Annotated in this window: 14 protein-coding genes; 5 read left to right on the top strand and 9 right to left on the bottom strand. The window is 73.4% G+C overall.

Going from position 1 to position 14,361, the window contains the following annotated elements; all coding sequences use genetic code 11:
* Window positions 1-117 precede the first annotated feature (117 nt).
* The 3 genes from IE096_RS03390 (at window position 118) to IE096_RS03380 (ending at window position 2,749) form a co-directional block, all read left to right on the top strand.
* Entirely contained in the window at window positions 118-636 is a 519-nt protein-coding gene (locus IE096_RS03390) for an EF-hand domain-containing protein (protein ID WP_229819884.1), read from the top strand.
* A gap of 95 nt (window positions 637-731) precedes the next feature.
* On the top strand, window positions 732-1,538 hold the full coding sequence (locus IE096_RS03385) for a MerR family transcriptional regulator (RefSeq protein WP_189448194.1): 807 nt from the start codon (window positions 732-734) through the stop codon (window positions 1,536-1,538).
* Window positions 1,535-2,749, top strand: coding sequence for a glycosyltransferase (locus IE096_RS03380; protein ID WP_189448192.1), 1,215 nt, complete (start codon window positions 1,535-1,537; stop codon window positions 2,747-2,749). Before IE096_RS03385 ends, IE096_RS03380 begins: the two co-directional genes overlap by 4 nt.
* Before the next feature lie 72 nt (window positions 2,750-2,821).
* On the opposite strand, the gene IE096_RS03375 is transcribed toward IE096_RS03380, so the two are convergent.
* The 3 genes from IE096_RS03375 to IE096_RS31165 are packed head-to-tail and all read right to left on the bottom strand — an operon-like array spanning window position 2,822 to window position 7,041.
* The gene (locus IE096_RS03375) at window positions 2,822-3,325 is read right to left on the bottom strand and encodes an AAA family ATPase (protein ID WP_189448190.1); all 504 of its coding nucleotides are present in this window, start codon (window positions 3,323-3,325) and stop codon (window positions 2,822-2,824) included.
* Between the two features lie 33 nt (window positions 3,326-3,358).
* On the bottom strand, window positions 3,359-5,224 hold the full coding sequence (locus IE096_RS31170) for an ABC transporter ATP-binding protein (protein WP_229819883.1): 1,866 nt from the start codon (window positions 5,222-5,224) through the stop codon (window positions 3,359-3,361).
* Window positions 5,221-7,041 (bottom strand): ABC transporter ATP-binding protein, encoded by a 1,821-nt coding sequence (locus IE096_RS31165; protein ID WP_229819882.1) that lies wholly within the window; start codon window positions 7,039-7,041, stop codon window positions 5,221-5,223. Before IE096_RS31165 ends, IE096_RS31170 begins: the two co-directional genes overlap by 4 nt.
* A gap of 140 nt (window positions 7,042-7,181) precedes the next feature.
* Here IE096_RS31165 and IE096_RS03365 point away from each other — a divergent pair, with 140 nt between their 5' ends.
* Window positions 7,182-8,141, top strand: a complete 960-nt coding sequence (locus tag IE096_RS03365) for a phosphotransferase family protein (RefSeq protein WP_229819881.1) — start codon at window positions 7,182-7,184, stop codon at window positions 8,139-8,141.
* A 34-nt stretch (window positions 8,142-8,175) separates the two neighbouring features.
* Here IE096_RS03365 and galE read toward each other — a convergent pair whose 3' ends face one another.
* On the bottom strand, window positions 8,176-9,138 hold the full coding sequence (gene galE / locus IE096_RS03360; protein WP_189448189.1) for a UDP-glucose 4-epimerase GalE: 963 nt from the start codon (window positions 9,136-9,138) through the stop codon (window positions 8,176-8,178).
* A complete protein-coding gene (locus tag IE096_RS03355; RefSeq protein WP_189448187.1) occupies window positions 9,135-9,719 on the bottom strand; it encodes a D-glycero-alpha-D-manno-heptose-1,7-bisphosphate 7-phosphatase in 585 nt (194 codons plus the stop codon). The genes galE and IE096_RS03355 overlap by 4 nt, the downstream gene beginning before the upstream one ends.
* Before the next feature lie 52 nt (window positions 9,720-9,771).
* On the opposite strand from IE096_RS03355, the gene IE096_RS03350 reads away from it, so the two are divergent.
* Entirely contained in the window at window positions 9,772-10,908 is a 1,137-nt protein-coding gene (locus IE096_RS03350; RefSeq protein WP_189448185.1) for a glycosyltransferase family 4 protein, read from the top strand.
* Between the two features lie 71 nt (window positions 10,909-10,979).
* Here the strand turns inward: IE096_RS03350 and IE096_RS03345 are convergent, their stop codons facing one another.
* From IE096_RS03345 to IE096_RS03330, 4 genes are all read right to left on the bottom strand, one after another.
* Window positions 10,980-11,840, bottom strand: a complete 861-nt coding sequence (locus IE096_RS03345; RefSeq protein ID WP_189448183.1) for a galactose-1-phosphate uridylyltransferase — start codon at window positions 11,838-11,840, stop codon at window positions 10,980-10,982.
* Window positions 11,841-11,869: 29 nt separating this feature from the next.
* On the bottom strand, window positions 11,870-12,886 hold the full coding sequence (locus IE096_RS03340) for a zinc-dependent alcohol dehydrogenase (protein WP_189448181.1): 1,017 nt from the start codon (window positions 12,884-12,886) through the stop codon (window positions 11,870-11,872).
* A 10-nt stretch (window positions 12,887-12,896) separates the two neighbouring features.
* On the bottom strand, window positions 12,897-13,511 hold the full coding sequence (locus IE096_RS03335) for an SIS domain-containing protein (protein WP_189448179.1): 615 nt from the start codon (window positions 13,509-13,511) through the stop codon (window positions 12,897-12,899).
* Between the two features lie 65 nt (window positions 13,512-13,576).
* Window positions 13,577-14,353 (bottom strand): phytanoyl-CoA dioxygenase family protein, encoded by a 777-nt coding sequence (locus IE096_RS03330; RefSeq protein WP_189448177.1) that lies wholly within the window; start codon window positions 14,351-14,353, stop codon window positions 13,577-13,579.
* Between the last annotated feature and the right edge of the window lie 8 nt (window positions 14,354-14,361).

Below are 14,361 nucleotides of genomic sequence, written 5' to 3'. Positions count from 1 at the left end.
CGGCGACGGTTGGCGGGAAAACGAGCCCGGCCGCGGCCGCATGGGACACGCGGTCCGCTGGGTATGCAGGGCGGGACGAACCCTCGTCGCTCCGCAGCGAGCAGGAGGAAAACCGCGTTGGACCGTACGACCACCACAGCCGCCGCCCCCACCCCCACGTGGCGCGTCTTCGCCATGATGGACGCGGACGGGGACGGCGTCATCTCGGCGCACGACTACCTCTCCCGCATCGACCGGGTGGTCGAGGCGACGGGGCGCCCGGAGGACGACCCGCTCGTCGTCACCGCCCGCGCGAAGGGGCACAAGGCCTGGGAGGTGATGGACGCCGACGCGGACGGCCGGCTGACCTTCGACGAATACGACGCGTGGGTGGACGGCGACAAGTTCGACAACGTCTGCCAGTACGCCCTCGGATCGCTGTTCGACCTCGTCGACGCCGACGGGGACGGCGCCCTGGACCGGCCCGGGTTCACCACCCTGCGCACCACGCTCAACAACCCGCCCGGCAACGCCGAGGCCGCGTTCGACGCGCTCGACACCGACGGCGACGGGCGGATCACCCGCGCCGCGTACCTGGCGGCGATCCGCGCCTACGTCGTCGGCGAGGACTCCCCGATGGGCGACGCCCTGTACTGACCCGCGAGCACCGGCCGTCCCAGGGCACCACCCACCCGAGTTGACCCTCCCCCTACGTCAGGCCCGAGGCTGTACGCCGACGAAAGGGCAGGTGGATGAGTTACTCCGTGGGACAGGTCGCGGCTTTCGCCGGGGTGACGGTGCGGACGTTGCACCACTACGACAAGGCGGGGCTGCTCTCGCCCAGCGAGCGCAGCCCCGCCGGGTACCGGCTCTACGGCGACGCCGACCTCGCCCGGCTCCAGCAGATCCTGTTCTACCGCGAGCTCGGCTTCTCCCTCGACGAGATCGCCACGATCCTCGAGGACCCGCAGGCCAACGCCCTGGAGCAGTTGCGGGCCCGGCAGCGGCGGCTCGGGGAGGAGATCGAGAGGCTGCGACGGCTGGCCGAGGTGGCCGAGCGGGCCATCGAGGTGCAGCAGACCGGGGTGGCCCTGACCCCCGAGGAGCGCTTCGAGGTCTTCGGCGAGATCACCTTCGATCTGAGCTACGCCACACAGGCGGAGCTGAAGTGGGCCCACTCGGACGGCCGGCGCGAGGCGATGGCACGCGCCGCAGCCCACACCAAGGACGACTGGCGGCGGCTCATGGGCGAGGCCGCCGCCTGGCGCGCGGAACTGCTCGCGGCCTTCGACGAGGGGGAGCCGAGCGACGGCGAGCGGGCCATGGACCTCGCCGAGGAGCACCGGCTGCACATCTCGCGCTGGTTCACCTCCTGCCCCGTCGACATGCACCGGCGCATCGCGGACGACTTCGTCGCCGAGCCGCGCGCCTTCGCCCTGGTCGTACCGCCGTCACAGCAGCGCCCCGGGCTGGCCGCCTACGTGGGCAGGGCGGTCCACGCCAACGCCGCCCGTCACGACGGCGGCCGTACCCACTCCCTCCCCGAGGAGCACCGATGAGGATCCTGATCGCCGCGGCCGGATCGCGCGGCGACGTCGCCCCCTACACCGGCCTGGGCGCCGAGCTGCGCCGCGCCGGGCACGACGTCACGCTGGCCGCCACGGACGCCCACGCCCACCTCGTACGCGCCGCCGGGCTGGAATTCCGCGGCCTTCCCGCCGACACGCGGGGGCGCGGCGCCGGTACCGGCAGGCGCGAGCTCATGCGCACGGCCGCCGGGTTCGTCACCGAACTGGGCCGGGGGTTCGCCGACGCGGTGGGCGACGACACGGACCTGCTGCTGCTCTCGGCCACCACGGCCCCGCTCGGCTGGCACCTCACCGAGGCCACCGGCATCCCGAGCCTCGGCGTGTACCTCCAGCCCACCGCGCCGACCGGCGACTTCCCGCCCGCCGTCACCGGCACCCGCTCACTGGGCCGCCTCGCCAACCGCGCCGCCGGACGCTTCGCCCTCCGCATGGTCGACCGCCTCTACGAGCAGGCGGCCGGCGAACTGCGCGACCGGCTTCAGCTGCCGCCCCTGTCCCCCTCCGCCATGCGCCGTCGGCAGGAACAGGCCGACTGGCCCGTCCTCCACGGCTTCAGCACGGCGCTGGTGCCACGCCCCGCCGACTGGCGGCCCGGGTTGAAGGTCGTGGGGACCTGGTGGCCCCATCACGAGCCCGCCGAACCGCTGCCCACCGAGCTGGAGGACTTCCTCGACGCCGGACCCCGGCCCGTCCTCATCGGCTTCGGGTCCATGGCGAGCGGGGACGGGGAACGGCTCAGCGAGATCGCCGTGCGCGCCCTGCGCCGCGCCGGGCTGCGCGGCATCCTCCAGTCCGGCAGCGCCGGCCTCGCGGCCGACGGCGACGACGTCCTGACCATCGGGGACGTACCGCACGCCCCGCTGTTCCCACGGCTGGCCGCCGTGGTCCACCACGCCGGGGCCGGCACCTCGGCGGCCGCGCTGCGCGCCGGGGTCCCGGCGGTCACCGTGCCCGTCACCGGCGACCAGCCGTTCTGGGCCGGACGGCTCGCCGCCCTCGGGGCCGCCACGGGGCCGATCCCCTTCCCCTCGCTCACTGCCGAGCGGCTCGCTGACGCGCTCGACCGGGTCGTGAATGAGGGGGCGTATGCGCGGGCCGCCGCGTCGGCTGCGCGGCACATGGCTACCGAGGACGGAGCCGGGCAGGCCCTCAAGGTGATCGAGGGGCTGACGAGGAGCTGACGGGGTCCGCGTGACATCGTCTGCGGGTGCGTCGTGGCTGGTCGCGCAGTTCCCCGCGCCCCTTTGGGGCGCTCAGCAGCCGACCCACTCCGCGAGTTCCGCCGCCGTCTCCGCGGCCGAGCGGCCGCTGGTCGTGAACTCCCGGTCGACGGCGCGGCGGAGTTCGGCCGCGTCCTCGACCGCGTCCTCGATCCGGCCGTCGTCCCAGCCGCGCGCGGCGAGGCGCGCGCGCCGGTCGGCGTCGGAGCAGTCGAGCCGCGCCCAGGCGGCGGCCTCCGGCACGGCCGCCGAGGCGGCCGACGCCGCGCGCCGCCATTCGTCCGGGGCCAGCGGGCACATGACCAGCACGGGCCGGTCGCCGCGCAGCAGCAGGGCGACGATCTCCACCCACAGCTTGTTGTAGCCGGGCCACACCCGGCTCGCCGCCGAGGACCTGACGTCCACGCCCAGCAGCTCGCCGATGGGCTCGATCAGCTCGTCGAAGTCGACGGCGATCAGCGGATACGCCGTCAGGTGCGCGATCAGCGTGGACTTCCCGGCGCCCGGGGCGCCGGTCAGGAGGTGGAGCGTCGGCATGCCGGGCATCGTATGCCCGGCATGCCCGCAGCGTCAGTCCTCGCCCACCGCCGCGATCCACGTGCGGTACATCCGGCTGAACGGCCCCGACGCGTCGATGAGCCGCGCGGGCGGCCCGTCCTCCACGATGCGGCCGGCGTCCATGACGAGGACGCGGTCGGCGGCCAGGACCGTCGACAGCCGGTGGGCGATGATGAGGGCCGTGCGGTCGGCGAGCACCTTGGCCATGGCGGCCTGCACGGCGCGTTCGGTGGGGATGTCCAGGCTGGACGTGGCCTCGTCCAGCAGCAGCACGGTGGGGTCGGCCAGGAAGGCGCGGGTGAGGGCCACCATCTGGCGCTGGCCCGACGACAGCCGGCTGCCGCGCTTGCTGACGTCCGTGTCGTAGCCGTCCGGCAGCGCCTCGATGAAGGCGTGGGCGCCGACCGCGGCCGCCGCCGCGCGGATGTCGGCGTCGGTCGCGTCGGGCCGGGCCAGCGCGACGTTCTCCGCGACCGTGCCGCTGAACAGGAAGTTCTCCTGGGTCAGCAGCGTCACCTCGCGGCGCAGGTCGCCCTCGGCGAGGTCCCGCAGGTCCACCCCGTCCAGCAGCACCGCGCCGGCCGTCGGGTCGTAGAACCGGGCGAGGAGCTTGGCCAGGGTGGACTTCCCGGCACCCGTCTCCCCGACGAGGGCGACGGTCTGCCCGGCGGGGACGGTCAGGTCCAGGCGGGGGAGGACGAGCCGGCCCGTCGGGGTGTAGCGGAACTCCACGGCCCGGAGCCGGAGTCGGCCGCGGCCCGGGCGGTCGGCGTCGAGGACGGCGGGGGCGGCCGGTTCGGGCACGGAGGACCGCACGGCCAGGAAGCCGGAGATCTTCTCCAGGGCCGCGGCGGCCGCCGCGTACTTGTTGGTGAACGTCGCGAGTTCGTCCAGCGGGTCGTAGAACTTGCGGAGGTAGAGGACGAACGCGGTCAGCACGCCGAGCTGGAGGGTGTCGTTCGCCACCCGCCAGCTGCCGATCGCGAGCACCAGCGCCAGGCAGACGTTGCCCACCAGCCGGACGCCCGCCGTGTACCGGGCCACCACATGGAGGGCATCGGTGTGGGCGTCGCGGAAGTCGTCGTTGAGCCGGTTCATCCGGTCGGCCGCGCGGGCTTCGGCGCGGAACGCCTGGACGGCCCTGATGCCGCCCAGCGTCTCGCCCAGCTCCACGAGGATCTCCGCGACGGTGTTGCGGGCCCTGCGGTACGCCTGCCGCGACCGCTCGCGGAACCAGCGGGTCATCAGGACGAGGGGGACGGACGTCCCGAGGACCACCAGGGCCAGCGGCAGGTCCAGCCACAGCAGCAGGACGGCGATGCCGCCCACCGACAGCAGCGAGGTCAGCAGGCCGTCCAGGCTCGTCTCCACCAGGTCGCGCACCGCGTCGACGTCCGAGGTGAGCCGGGAGACGACGCGGCCGGAGGTGTAGGCGTCGTGGAAGGCCACCGGCAGCCGCTGCGCGTGCTCGAAGATGCGGGTGCGCAGGTCGAGCAGGACGGCCTGGCCGACGCTGCCGCTCAGCCGGAAGAAGCCGTAGCGCGCCCCGGCGGCGATGAGGGCGCACGCGGTGAAGCCCGCCACGCACCACACGAGCGCGCCGGGCCGCCCCGCGACGGCCCCCGGCACCCCGACGTCGATGGCCCGGGCGATCAGCAGCGGCCCGGCCAGCTGGCCGAGGTTCTCGGCCACGAGGGCGGCCAGCGCCAGCAGGGACCGGCGCAGCCAGGGGCGCAGCAGCGAGCCGAGCAGCTTCCGCGAACGGGCGTGGACGCGCGCCTGGGTGGCCTTGTCGAGGACGGGGGCGTCCTCGGCGGAGAGGGCGCCGGTGACGTCCGGGGCCTGCTCGTCCGGCTTGGCGTACGTGGTGTCGCTCACGGGGTCACCACCTCTCCGTCCGCGTGCCGGGCGGCCCCCACCGTTTCCGTCGGGCCTGGGGTCGCCATCAGGGTGCGGTAGTGGGGGCAGGAGTCCAGGAGCTCCTGGTGGGTGCCGACGGCCAGGACGCGGCCGTCGGCCAGGACGGCGACCCGGTCGGCCATGCGCGCGGTGTTCGGCCGGTGCGCCACCACGAGCGCGGTGGCGTCGCGCAGCACCTCGCGCAGTGCCCGTTCCACCTCCGCCTCGGTGTGGAGGTCGAGTGCGGAGAGCGGGTCGTCGAGCACCAGCAGGGCGGGCCGGGGCAGCACCGCGCGGGCGAGGGCGAGCCGTTGCCGCTGTCCGCCGGACAGCGACATGCCGCGCTCGCCGATCCGGGTGCCCGGCCCGTGGGGGCGGAGCGCGTCGACGAACCCCTCGGCGCCGGCCACCCGCAGCGACGCGCGGATGTCCGCGTCGGAGGCGGCGGGGACACCGAGGGCCACGTTCTCGCGCACGGAGGCGGAGGAGAGCAGCGCGTCCTCGAACGCGCAGCCCATCATCGCCCGCAGCTCGGCCAGGGGCATGTCCCGGACGTCCACGCCGTCGACGGTGACGCGGCCCGCGGTGACGTCCGCGAGCCGGGGGACGAGGGCGGCCAGGGTGGTCTTGCCGGATCCGGTGGCGCCGACGAGCGCCATCGTCTCGCCGGGGCGCACCTCCAGATCGACGCCGCGCAGCAGCGGGCGCGGCTGGTCCGGGTACTGGAAGTGGACGTTCTCGAAACGCAGTCGGCCCCGCGCGGGGCGGGCCGGGGAGACGGGCCGGGCGGGGTCGGTGACCGTCGGCGGGCAGTCCCTGATCTCCCAGTAGCGGTCGCAGGCCGCGGCGGCCGTGCTCGTCTCCGACAGCGCCCAGCCGATGCACTCGGTGGGCCAGCGGAGATAGGTGCTGATGGTGATCGCGGCGACGAGCTGACCCAGTGTCAGCCTGCCGTCGGCGATGCCCCAGCCGCCCACCGCGAGCTGACCGGCGATGCCGAGTTCGGGCAGGATGAGCAGGCCGGTCGACAGCCCCCCGAGGATGCGGACGATGCGCAGCTCGGTCGACCGCAGCCGGCGGGCCTGGGCCACGAACTGCCGGGTGCGCTCGGCGGACCGCCCGAACGCCCTGATGACGCGGGTGCCGAGCATCGTCTCCTCGACGATGGTGGTGAGGTCCCCGGACTGGTCCTGCGCCCGCCGGGCGACCTTCTTGTAGCTCGTCTCGTAGAAGTACGTGATCAGCAGCAGCGGCGCCGCGCTGATCAGCCCGACCAGGGCGAGTTCGGGCGCGATGGTGAACAGGATGCCCAGCCCCACCACCAGGGTGAGGGAGTTGACGACGAGGAAGACCGCCGCGAAGGCCAGGTACTTGCGGAGGGTCACCAGGTCGTTGACCGCGCGGGACATCAACTGGCCGGTCTGCCAACGGTCGTGGAAGGCGACGGGAAGCCGCAGCAGATGGGCGAAGAGGTCGGCCCGCATCCGGGACTCCACCAGCGCGGTGGGGCGGGCGATGAGCTTGCGGCGGGCCCACAACAGGCCGGCCTCCGCCGTGCCGAGCACGGCGACGAGGGCGATCAGCCAGGGCAGCCGGCCGAAGTCGCCGGAGCCGAGCGGGCCGTCGATGACGCGCTGCACCACCAGGGGAATGCCGAGCCCGCAGAGCAGGGCTCCGAATGTGGCGGCGGCCGCCCCGGTGATGGGGAGCCATACCGGCCGTAAATACGGGCCGAGCCGGCGGAGTACGGCGAGAGAGGAAGCGTTCGTCGGGATCGGGGCGCCCTCGACGTTCAATGCGCACACCTCGCAATGACGGGTCGAATGGCCGGGCTTCACCGTTGCCCGGCAGGCCGACCATGTTATCCTGAACCGAATTCGATAGGGCATCACCACACGCAGAGAATCGCCACACGCGGAGAAATCGGGGACCTGCCGTGCCTGAGAATGCTGTGCCCAATAAATACCCCGCACAGCCGATGGAAATTACATCGGACGAAACCTACGCGAAACTCCGGAACGACCTGGAATTCTGGGAGCCCTGGGGCCGGCGGGCGCTGGCCGCGGCCGGCCTCCCCGCCCCGGGGGCCTTACGGGTCCCGGGGGAGAGCACCAACCCCGTACTGATCGCCGACACCGGCGCGGTCGTCAAGCTCTACGGCGAGCACTGGTGCGGCCCGGAGAACTACGCCTCGGAAGCCGAGGCCTACGAGGTGCTGGCGGGCCAGGGCCTCCCGGTTCCCCCGCTGTTGGGGCGCGGCGAGCTGTTCCCCGGCGGCGACGGCTGGCCGTGGCCGTACCTGGTGATGGCCGCGGCCCCCGGGCTGACGTGGCGGGAGGCGACGGCGCGCGCGGACCGGCCGACGCAGCTGACGCTGGCCCGGCGGTTCGGCGCGGTACTGCGCCGGCTGCATTCCGTTCCGCTGACCGGCGGCGGAGCGCTGCGACCGGATTCCCCGGTCTTCGCCGAACTGCTCCAGGAATGGGGTTACCTCTCCCCGCGACTGCTCGACGCGGTCGATGACTTCCTGCCCCCCGTCGACGCCCTGCTCGACGGCGTCGAACCCGTATTCGTGCACGGCGACCTGCATGGCACCAATCTTTTCGTCGATGCGGGGAACGCGTCGGTGACCGGTCTGATCGATTTCACCGACGTATACGCGGGCGACCCCCGGTACAGCCTCGTCCAATTGCACCTCAACGCGTTCCGTGCCGACCGTGGGCTGCTCGCCGCGCTGCTCGAAGGGGCGGAATGGCAGGTGACCGACACCTTCGCCGAGGACATGCTCCGGTTCACCTTCCTCCATGACTTCGACGTCCTGGAGGAAGTGCCCCTGGACCTCTCCGGCGTCGACGACATCGGGGAGCTGGCCCGGCTCCTGTGGGACGTACGGTAGCGGAAACGGAACCCCTCCGTCGGGCGCGCGGCCGTCATGGGCGCGCCCGGCGGAACCGCGACGCGTCCTCGATCATCCCGTCGAGGTCCGGGCGCGCCGGCTTCCAGCCCAGTTCGCGCAGGATCCGTTCGCCGGAGGCGACCAGCACGGCCGGATCGCCCGGGCGCCGGGCCGCCGGCCGGGTGGGTACGCGCCGGCCGGTGACCCGGGCCACCGCGTCGAGCACCTCCCGCACCGAAAAGCCCCTGCCGTTGCCGAGGTTGTAGTTGCGGTGCTCGCCCGGGACCGCGCCGGCCAGCGCGGCCAGGTGGGCGTCGGCGATGTCCGCGACGTGGATGAAGTCGCGTACACAGGTGCCGTCGGGGGTCGGGTAGTCGTCGCCGAACACCGCGAACTCCGCGCCCCCGCCCAGCGCGGCGTCCAGGGCCAGCGGGATGATGTGCGTCTCTGGCTCGTGCCGCTCGCCCGAATCGCCCAGCGCGCCCGCCACGTTGAAGTAGCGCAGGCTCACGGAGGCGAGACCGTGGGCCCGGGCGTACGCCTCCAGCGCCAGGTCGACGGCGAGCTTCGACGCGCCGTACGGGTTGGTGGGCACGGTGGGCGCGCTCTCCTCGATCGGCACCCGCTCCGGCTGGCCGTAGACCGCGGCCGTGGAGGAGAAGACGAGCCGGCGCACTCCCGCGCTCAGGACGGCGTCCAGCAGGGTCAGGCTCTCCACCGTGTTGTTGCGCCAGAACCGCTCCGGGTGGCGCACCGAGTCGTCGATGAGGGCCCGCGCGGCCAGGTGCAGGACCGCGTCGAACGGGCCCCGGTAGCCGGTCAGGACGTCCAGCGCCCGGGCCATCGTGCCCCGCACCAGCTCGGCGCCGCGCGGGACCGCGTCGGCGAAGCCGGTGGACAGGTCGTCCAGGACGACGACCCGGTGCCCCTCCTCCAGGAGCCGGCGCGTCACCACGCTGCCGATGAAACCGGCACCGCCGGTCACCAGGATCTTCACACGCGACCGCCTTTCGAGACGCAACCGTTTTTCGACGACATGAGCAGAAGACCTACGGCCGTTCGTAAATCCGTTGTGACAAGGTCAGCCGAGGTATTGTCCGGCGGTTTTCCCGGGCCCTGGAGAAGAACCGTTCCGGTGCCGGCCGCCCGGCCCGCCAGAACGTCCGACTCGGAGTCGCCGATCATCACGGAATCCGCCGGGTCGATGTCAGGGAAATCCCGCATGGCCGCCTTGAGGAGCCCGGGCAGCGGTTTTCGGCAGTCGCATGCGCCCACCTCGTGCGGGCAGACGTAAACGGCGTCCAGGAACGCCCCGTCCGCGCGCAGCAGCGCCGCGAGCCGCGCGTGCACGGCGGTCAGGTCCGCGCTGGTCATGAGGCCCCTGGCCACGCCCCGCTGGTTGGTCACGAGCACCACGCGCCGTCCGCTCGCGTTCAGTTCGCGCACGGCCTCGGCGGCGCCCGGCAGCAGGACCAGCTCCGCGGGATCCGTGAGGTAACGGCCTTCGGGCGGCTTCGCATTCAAGGTGCCGTCCCGGTCCAGAAAGAAAGTGCGCACTTCTGCGTGACCCGCTTTCACTGTTATGGTCCTTTCGGCTCCCCAAGGGGGCCGGAATGGAGGCAATGCGAGAATGGGCACCGCCGATCGAGCACGACTCCGTATTCTTTTCGTCTCCGCGAACGAGACGGCGCCATGGGGCCCCAGCGAGACGAACTGGGCGCTGGCCGCGCGGCACTGGACGGACCGGGGCGCCGAGGTCCACGCGAGCGTCAAGGGCTGGGACGAGGTCCCCGCCGAGCTGGCCGCCGCCGAGCGGGCCGGGGTCGTCGTCCACCGCCGCTGGGAGCAGCCCCCCTACGACCTGCGCCCCGTCCACCAACTCCCCTGGTCCGAACGCCTGTCGAGCACCCTGGACAAGGTCCGCCCCGACCTCGTCGTCGTGTCCCAGGGCGACAACTACGAGGGGCTCGGCTGGATGGAGGAGTGCCGGACGCGCGGCTACCCGTACGTCGCCTACTCCAACTCCGCCGCCGACTTCGAATGGCCGGCGGACGACGTGGCGCAGCGCCTGGCCGTGGCCTACAGCGCGGCCCGCGCGTCCCTCTTCGTGTCCGAGGCCAACCGGGAGATCACCGAGCGCCAGGTCGGCACGCGTCTGCCCAACGCCCGGGTGGTCCGCTGCCACTTCAAGGTCGGCTACGACGCGGCCCCGCCGTGGCCGGGGGACGCCGAGCCGCTGCGGCTGGCCTGCCCGGCCCGGCTCGACCCCATCAGCAAGGGCCAGGACGTGCTCTTCGAGGTCCTCGCCCGCCCCAAGTGGCGCGAACGCCCCCTGACCGTCTCCCTGTTCGGCTCCGGAAGCCACGCGTGGGTGCTGCGCAACCTGCGCGACCGGTTCGCCCTCGACAGCGTCGAGTTCGCCGGGTACACCACGGACGTCGAGGCGATCTGGCGCGAGCACCACGGCCTGGTCCTGTGCTCGCGGGCCGAGGGACTGCCCACCGTGATCATCGAGGCGATGCTCTGCGGCCGGCCCGCGATCGTCAGCGACGTGGCGGGCAACGCCGAACTCCTCGAGGACGGGGTCACCGGCTTCGTCGCGGCCGCCCCGGCCGCCGCCTGCCTCGACGAGGCCCTCGAACGGGCCTGGCAGGCGCGCGGCGAGTGGCAGGAGATGGGCCGCCGCGCGGCCGTGGCCGTCCGCAAGCAGATCCCGCCGGACCCCATCGCGGTCCTCGTGGACCAGCTGACGGAACTCGCCTCCTGACCCCGCCGTCCCCGGGCGCCCGGCGCCCGGGGACGGACGCCGGCCCGGCCGGGGCGGACGCCGCCGGGCCATCACACCCCCCTCAGCGTCTCGGCGGCCCGCTCCGGCTCCAGCGGCGTGAAGTACATCCCGCTGCCCAGTTCCCCCGCCGCGATGTACCGGGGCGTCCCCGGAGCCCGCCAGACCACGTTGATCTCCAGATACAGATGCGCCCACGGCCACTCCCCGCCGTCGACGGGCCGCTGGTGGACCCACAGCAGATACGGCGCCGGGCGCCCGAACAGCGCGTCCACGCCGCCCAGGACCCTCGTCAGGAGCGCGGCGAGCTCCCGCCGCCCGGCCGCGCCCGTGCCCGGCAGGTCCGGCAGATGGACGCGCGGCGCCAGCCGCAGCGCGTACGGGAACAGCGGCGCCTCGGGAACCCACGCCCGCCAGCCGCCCTCCTCCGCCACCACCAGCTCCTTCGCCGGCCCCTCGCACAGCGCGCAGCGGCCCAGCGCGCGGCTGCGCTCCAGCTGTGTCGCGGGGGCGGGCGGGACACCGGGCAGGCCGAAGGCCTGCCCGTGCGGATGGTCCACGGTCGCGCCCGCGTCGGCGCCCCGGTTCTCGAAGAGCAGGACGTACCCCACATCGGGCCGAGCGCCGAGCTCCTCGGTGCACCCGCTCCACAAGTCCACCGCGTGGACCGCCTGTCGGATTCCCATCGTCGCCCAGGAGGCGCTGTGCTCGGGCGCGTACAGCAGCACCTCGCACCGGCCCCCGTCCAGCGCGGGCCAGCGGTTGGGGAACCGCCGCACCCGGTACTCCTCCGGCGCCTCCAGCCCGCCCGGGCAGAACGGGCAGTCCGCGCTCCGCGCGCGGGGCCGGGCCTGGCGGCGGCCGTCGACCGCCACCGTGAGGCCGGTCAGCGGATCCGTGCGCAGCTCAGCCACCCCTGCCGCCCTCCCCTCCCGCCCCGCGCTCAGCCGTCGGCACGGATCGCCACCCGGATCACGTCCGGGCCGGGCTGGTCGGCGAGCCGGAACGCCTTGTCCGCCTCCGACAGCCCCAGGACGTGGGTGATGACCCGGTCGGTGCGCACGGCACCGTCCGCGAGCAGGTCCGCCGCCCGGCGCATGAACCGGCCCGGCCCCATCACCCCGATCGTCGACATCAGCTTCAGCGGCCACTGCGCGGCCGGCATCTCGACCCGCTTGCCGACCTTGTAGCCGATCAGCCCGACCCGGCCGCCGGGCCGCACCAGCTCGGCGGCGAGCCGGATCGCGTCCGGTTCGCCGCAGGCGTCCAGGACGACGTCCGGCAGCCCGGCGGGCCCCGCCTCCTCGATCCACCGGGCGACCTCCTCGGCGTCCGACAGCGCGGTCCGCGCGCCGAGGGATCCGGCCACGGAGGCGCGCCGTTCGACCGGGTCGACGGCGAGGACGACCCGGCCGCCGGACGCCCGGGCCGCCTGGAGCACGTTCAGGCCGATGCCGCCGCACCCCAGCACGGCGACACTCTCCCCGGCCTCCAGCCCCACCCGGTCCAGCGCGTGGAGGGCCACGGCCAGCGGCTCCGTCTGCGTGGCCGCCAGCAGGTCGAGCTCCGGCGGGAGCCGCACCAGGTTCGTGGCGGGCACGGCGATGAACTCGGCGCAGCCGCCCGGGTCGGTGAACCCGAACTCGCGCAGCTCCGGGCACATCACCACCTGACCCGCACGGCACCAATGGCAGTGCCCGCAGGTGAGCGCGATGTCCCCGGCCACCGCGTCCCCGGGGGACACCAGGGGGCTGCGGGTCTCGGCGACCGTGCCGCTCCACTCGTGGCCGGGTACGGCCGGCAGGGCGGCGCCGTGCCACACGTCGTTGTACAGGGAGACGTCGCTGCCGCAGATCGCGTTGTAGGCGACGCGGACCAGGGCCCACCCCTCGGGGAGCACCGGGTCGGGGACGGTCCCGACGGTCAGGTCGCGGGGGCCGTTGAGCGTTGCTGCACGCATGGGAGACCTCTCAGCCCTGGTGGGAGTGGGGGGTGCCGCCGCTGTTGTCCCGCAGGGACTGGGTGACGAAGTGGAAGATCATGCTGTGCATGGCCTCGGCCATGCCCACGTCCTTGGTGGGGGCGTTGACCTCCGTGTCCGCCAGGTCGCGCAGGATGCCCCCGGTGCCCGCGGTCACCGCGATCACCCGCAGCCCGGCCTCCTTGGCCCACCGGGCCGCGGCCACCACATTGGGGCTGGTGCCCGAGCAGCTGATCACCAGCAGCCGGTCGCCGGGGCGGGCCATCAGCCGCAACGGCTCGACGAACACCCTCTCGTACCCGCAGTCGTTGGCGTAGGCGGTGAGCATGGACAGGTTGTCGGTCAGGGCGATCGCGCGCAGTGGCGGGTTCTGCTCGGCGGAGGTGCCCTTGAGGAGGTCCTGGGCGAGGTGGGAGGCGGCCGAGGCGCTGCCGCCGTTGCCCGCCAGATAGACCGTGGCCCCGTCGCGCCGTACCTCGTCGAGTTCGCTGATCAGTCGGTGCACCTGGTCGCCCATGGCCTCAAGGAGGGGGCCCGCGGTGTCCAGGTACTCGTCCCACGGGCCACGGGCCGGTCGGCCGGCGGCGGTGGAGTCCTGCGTCATCTCTGCGTACCTGCAATCGTGTCGGGGAGCGCCGGGGTGCGGTGGACACCACGGTCGTCAAGGGGTCAGCGGACGAAGTCCTCTTCGACGTCGTGGTCGACGTATCCGGTGCCGCGCAGGTCGCCGGTCTCGCCGTTCCACTCGCTCCAGTCGGCCATGTAGGTCGGCCCGTACCCGAAGGCGGCCAGGAGGCGGTCGCCGGGGGTGCGCTTGCGTCGGGTGCCGTGCATCAGCGCCTCGTTGAGGATCAGCAGGTCGCCGGCGCCGACGAAGACGTCGGTGAGCGTCGGGAAGCCCTCGTCGATCAGCGAGGCGCGCTCGCCGCGCTCGGCGCGGTGGCGCAGCAGGGGGTAGTTGGCCTTGTGCGAGCCCTGGATGTAGCAGAACGAGCCGTCCTCGGGGGAGCGGATGTCGCTGAGGTAGACCAGGGCTTTTACATAGGGGCAGAACAGTTTGCCGTCGTGGTAGGTGTGGGTGATCGACAGGTCGCGGCCGACGGTCCCGCCGTCGAGGTCGAGGAGTTCGGAGTTGCCGCCGTGGAGGTAGAGCACGCTGTCCCGGCCGCGGCGCAGCGCGTAGCCCTCCAGGATGCGCAGCGGCTGGTTGACCACCTCGCGGACCCGGCCGACGATGCGCTCGTCCCGGCCGAGTTTCGCGAAGAGCTCGCTGGTGGTGGGCAGGTCGTCGTAGCGCCGGGTGTTGGCGAAGCCGGGGTCGACGGGGTGCAGCCGGTCGAGTTCCGCGCGGAGGCCGGTGACCTCCGACGGGTCGAAGGCGCCCGGCACGACCAGGAATCCGGTGGTGTCGAAGAGGTACAGCTCTTCCGGTGACAGGGCGGGCACAGGGGTTC

Origin of the sequence: Streptomyces abikoensis (assembly GCF_014648775.1) — a bacterium.
GTDB classification, from domain to species: Bacteria; Actinomycetota; Actinomycetes; order Streptomycetales; family Streptomycetaceae; genus Streptomyces; species Streptomyces abikoensis.
This window is presented reverse-complemented; position numbering and strand designations above follow the sequence as displayed.

Excerpts from the sequence above, each read along its gene's own strand:
- IE096_RS03335 (WP_189448179.1), bottom strand. The coding sequence starts at position 13,511 with ATGACGCAGGACTCCACCGCCGCCGGCCGACCGGCCCGTGGCCCGTGG.
- IE096_RS03375 (WP_189448190.1), bottom strand. The coding sequence starts at position 3,325 with ATGCCGACGCTCCACCTCCTGACCGGCGCCCCGGGCGCCGGGAAGTCC.
- IE096_RS03380 (WP_189448192.1), top strand. The coding sequence starts at position 1,535 with ATGAGGATCCTGATCGCCGCGGCCGGATCGCGCGGCGACGTCGCCCCC.
- IE096_RS03350 (WP_189448185.1), top strand. The coding sequence starts at position 9,772 with ATGGGCACCGCCGATCGAGCACGACTCCGTATTCTTTTCGTCTCCGCG.
- IE096_RS03340 (WP_189448181.1), bottom strand. The coding sequence starts at position 12,886 with ATGCGTGCAGCAACGCTCAACGGCCCCCGCGACCTGACCGTCGGGACC.
- IE096_RS03385 (WP_189448194.1), top strand. The coding sequence starts at position 732 with ATGAGTTACTCCGTGGGACAGGTCGCGGCTTTCGCCGGGGTGACGGTG.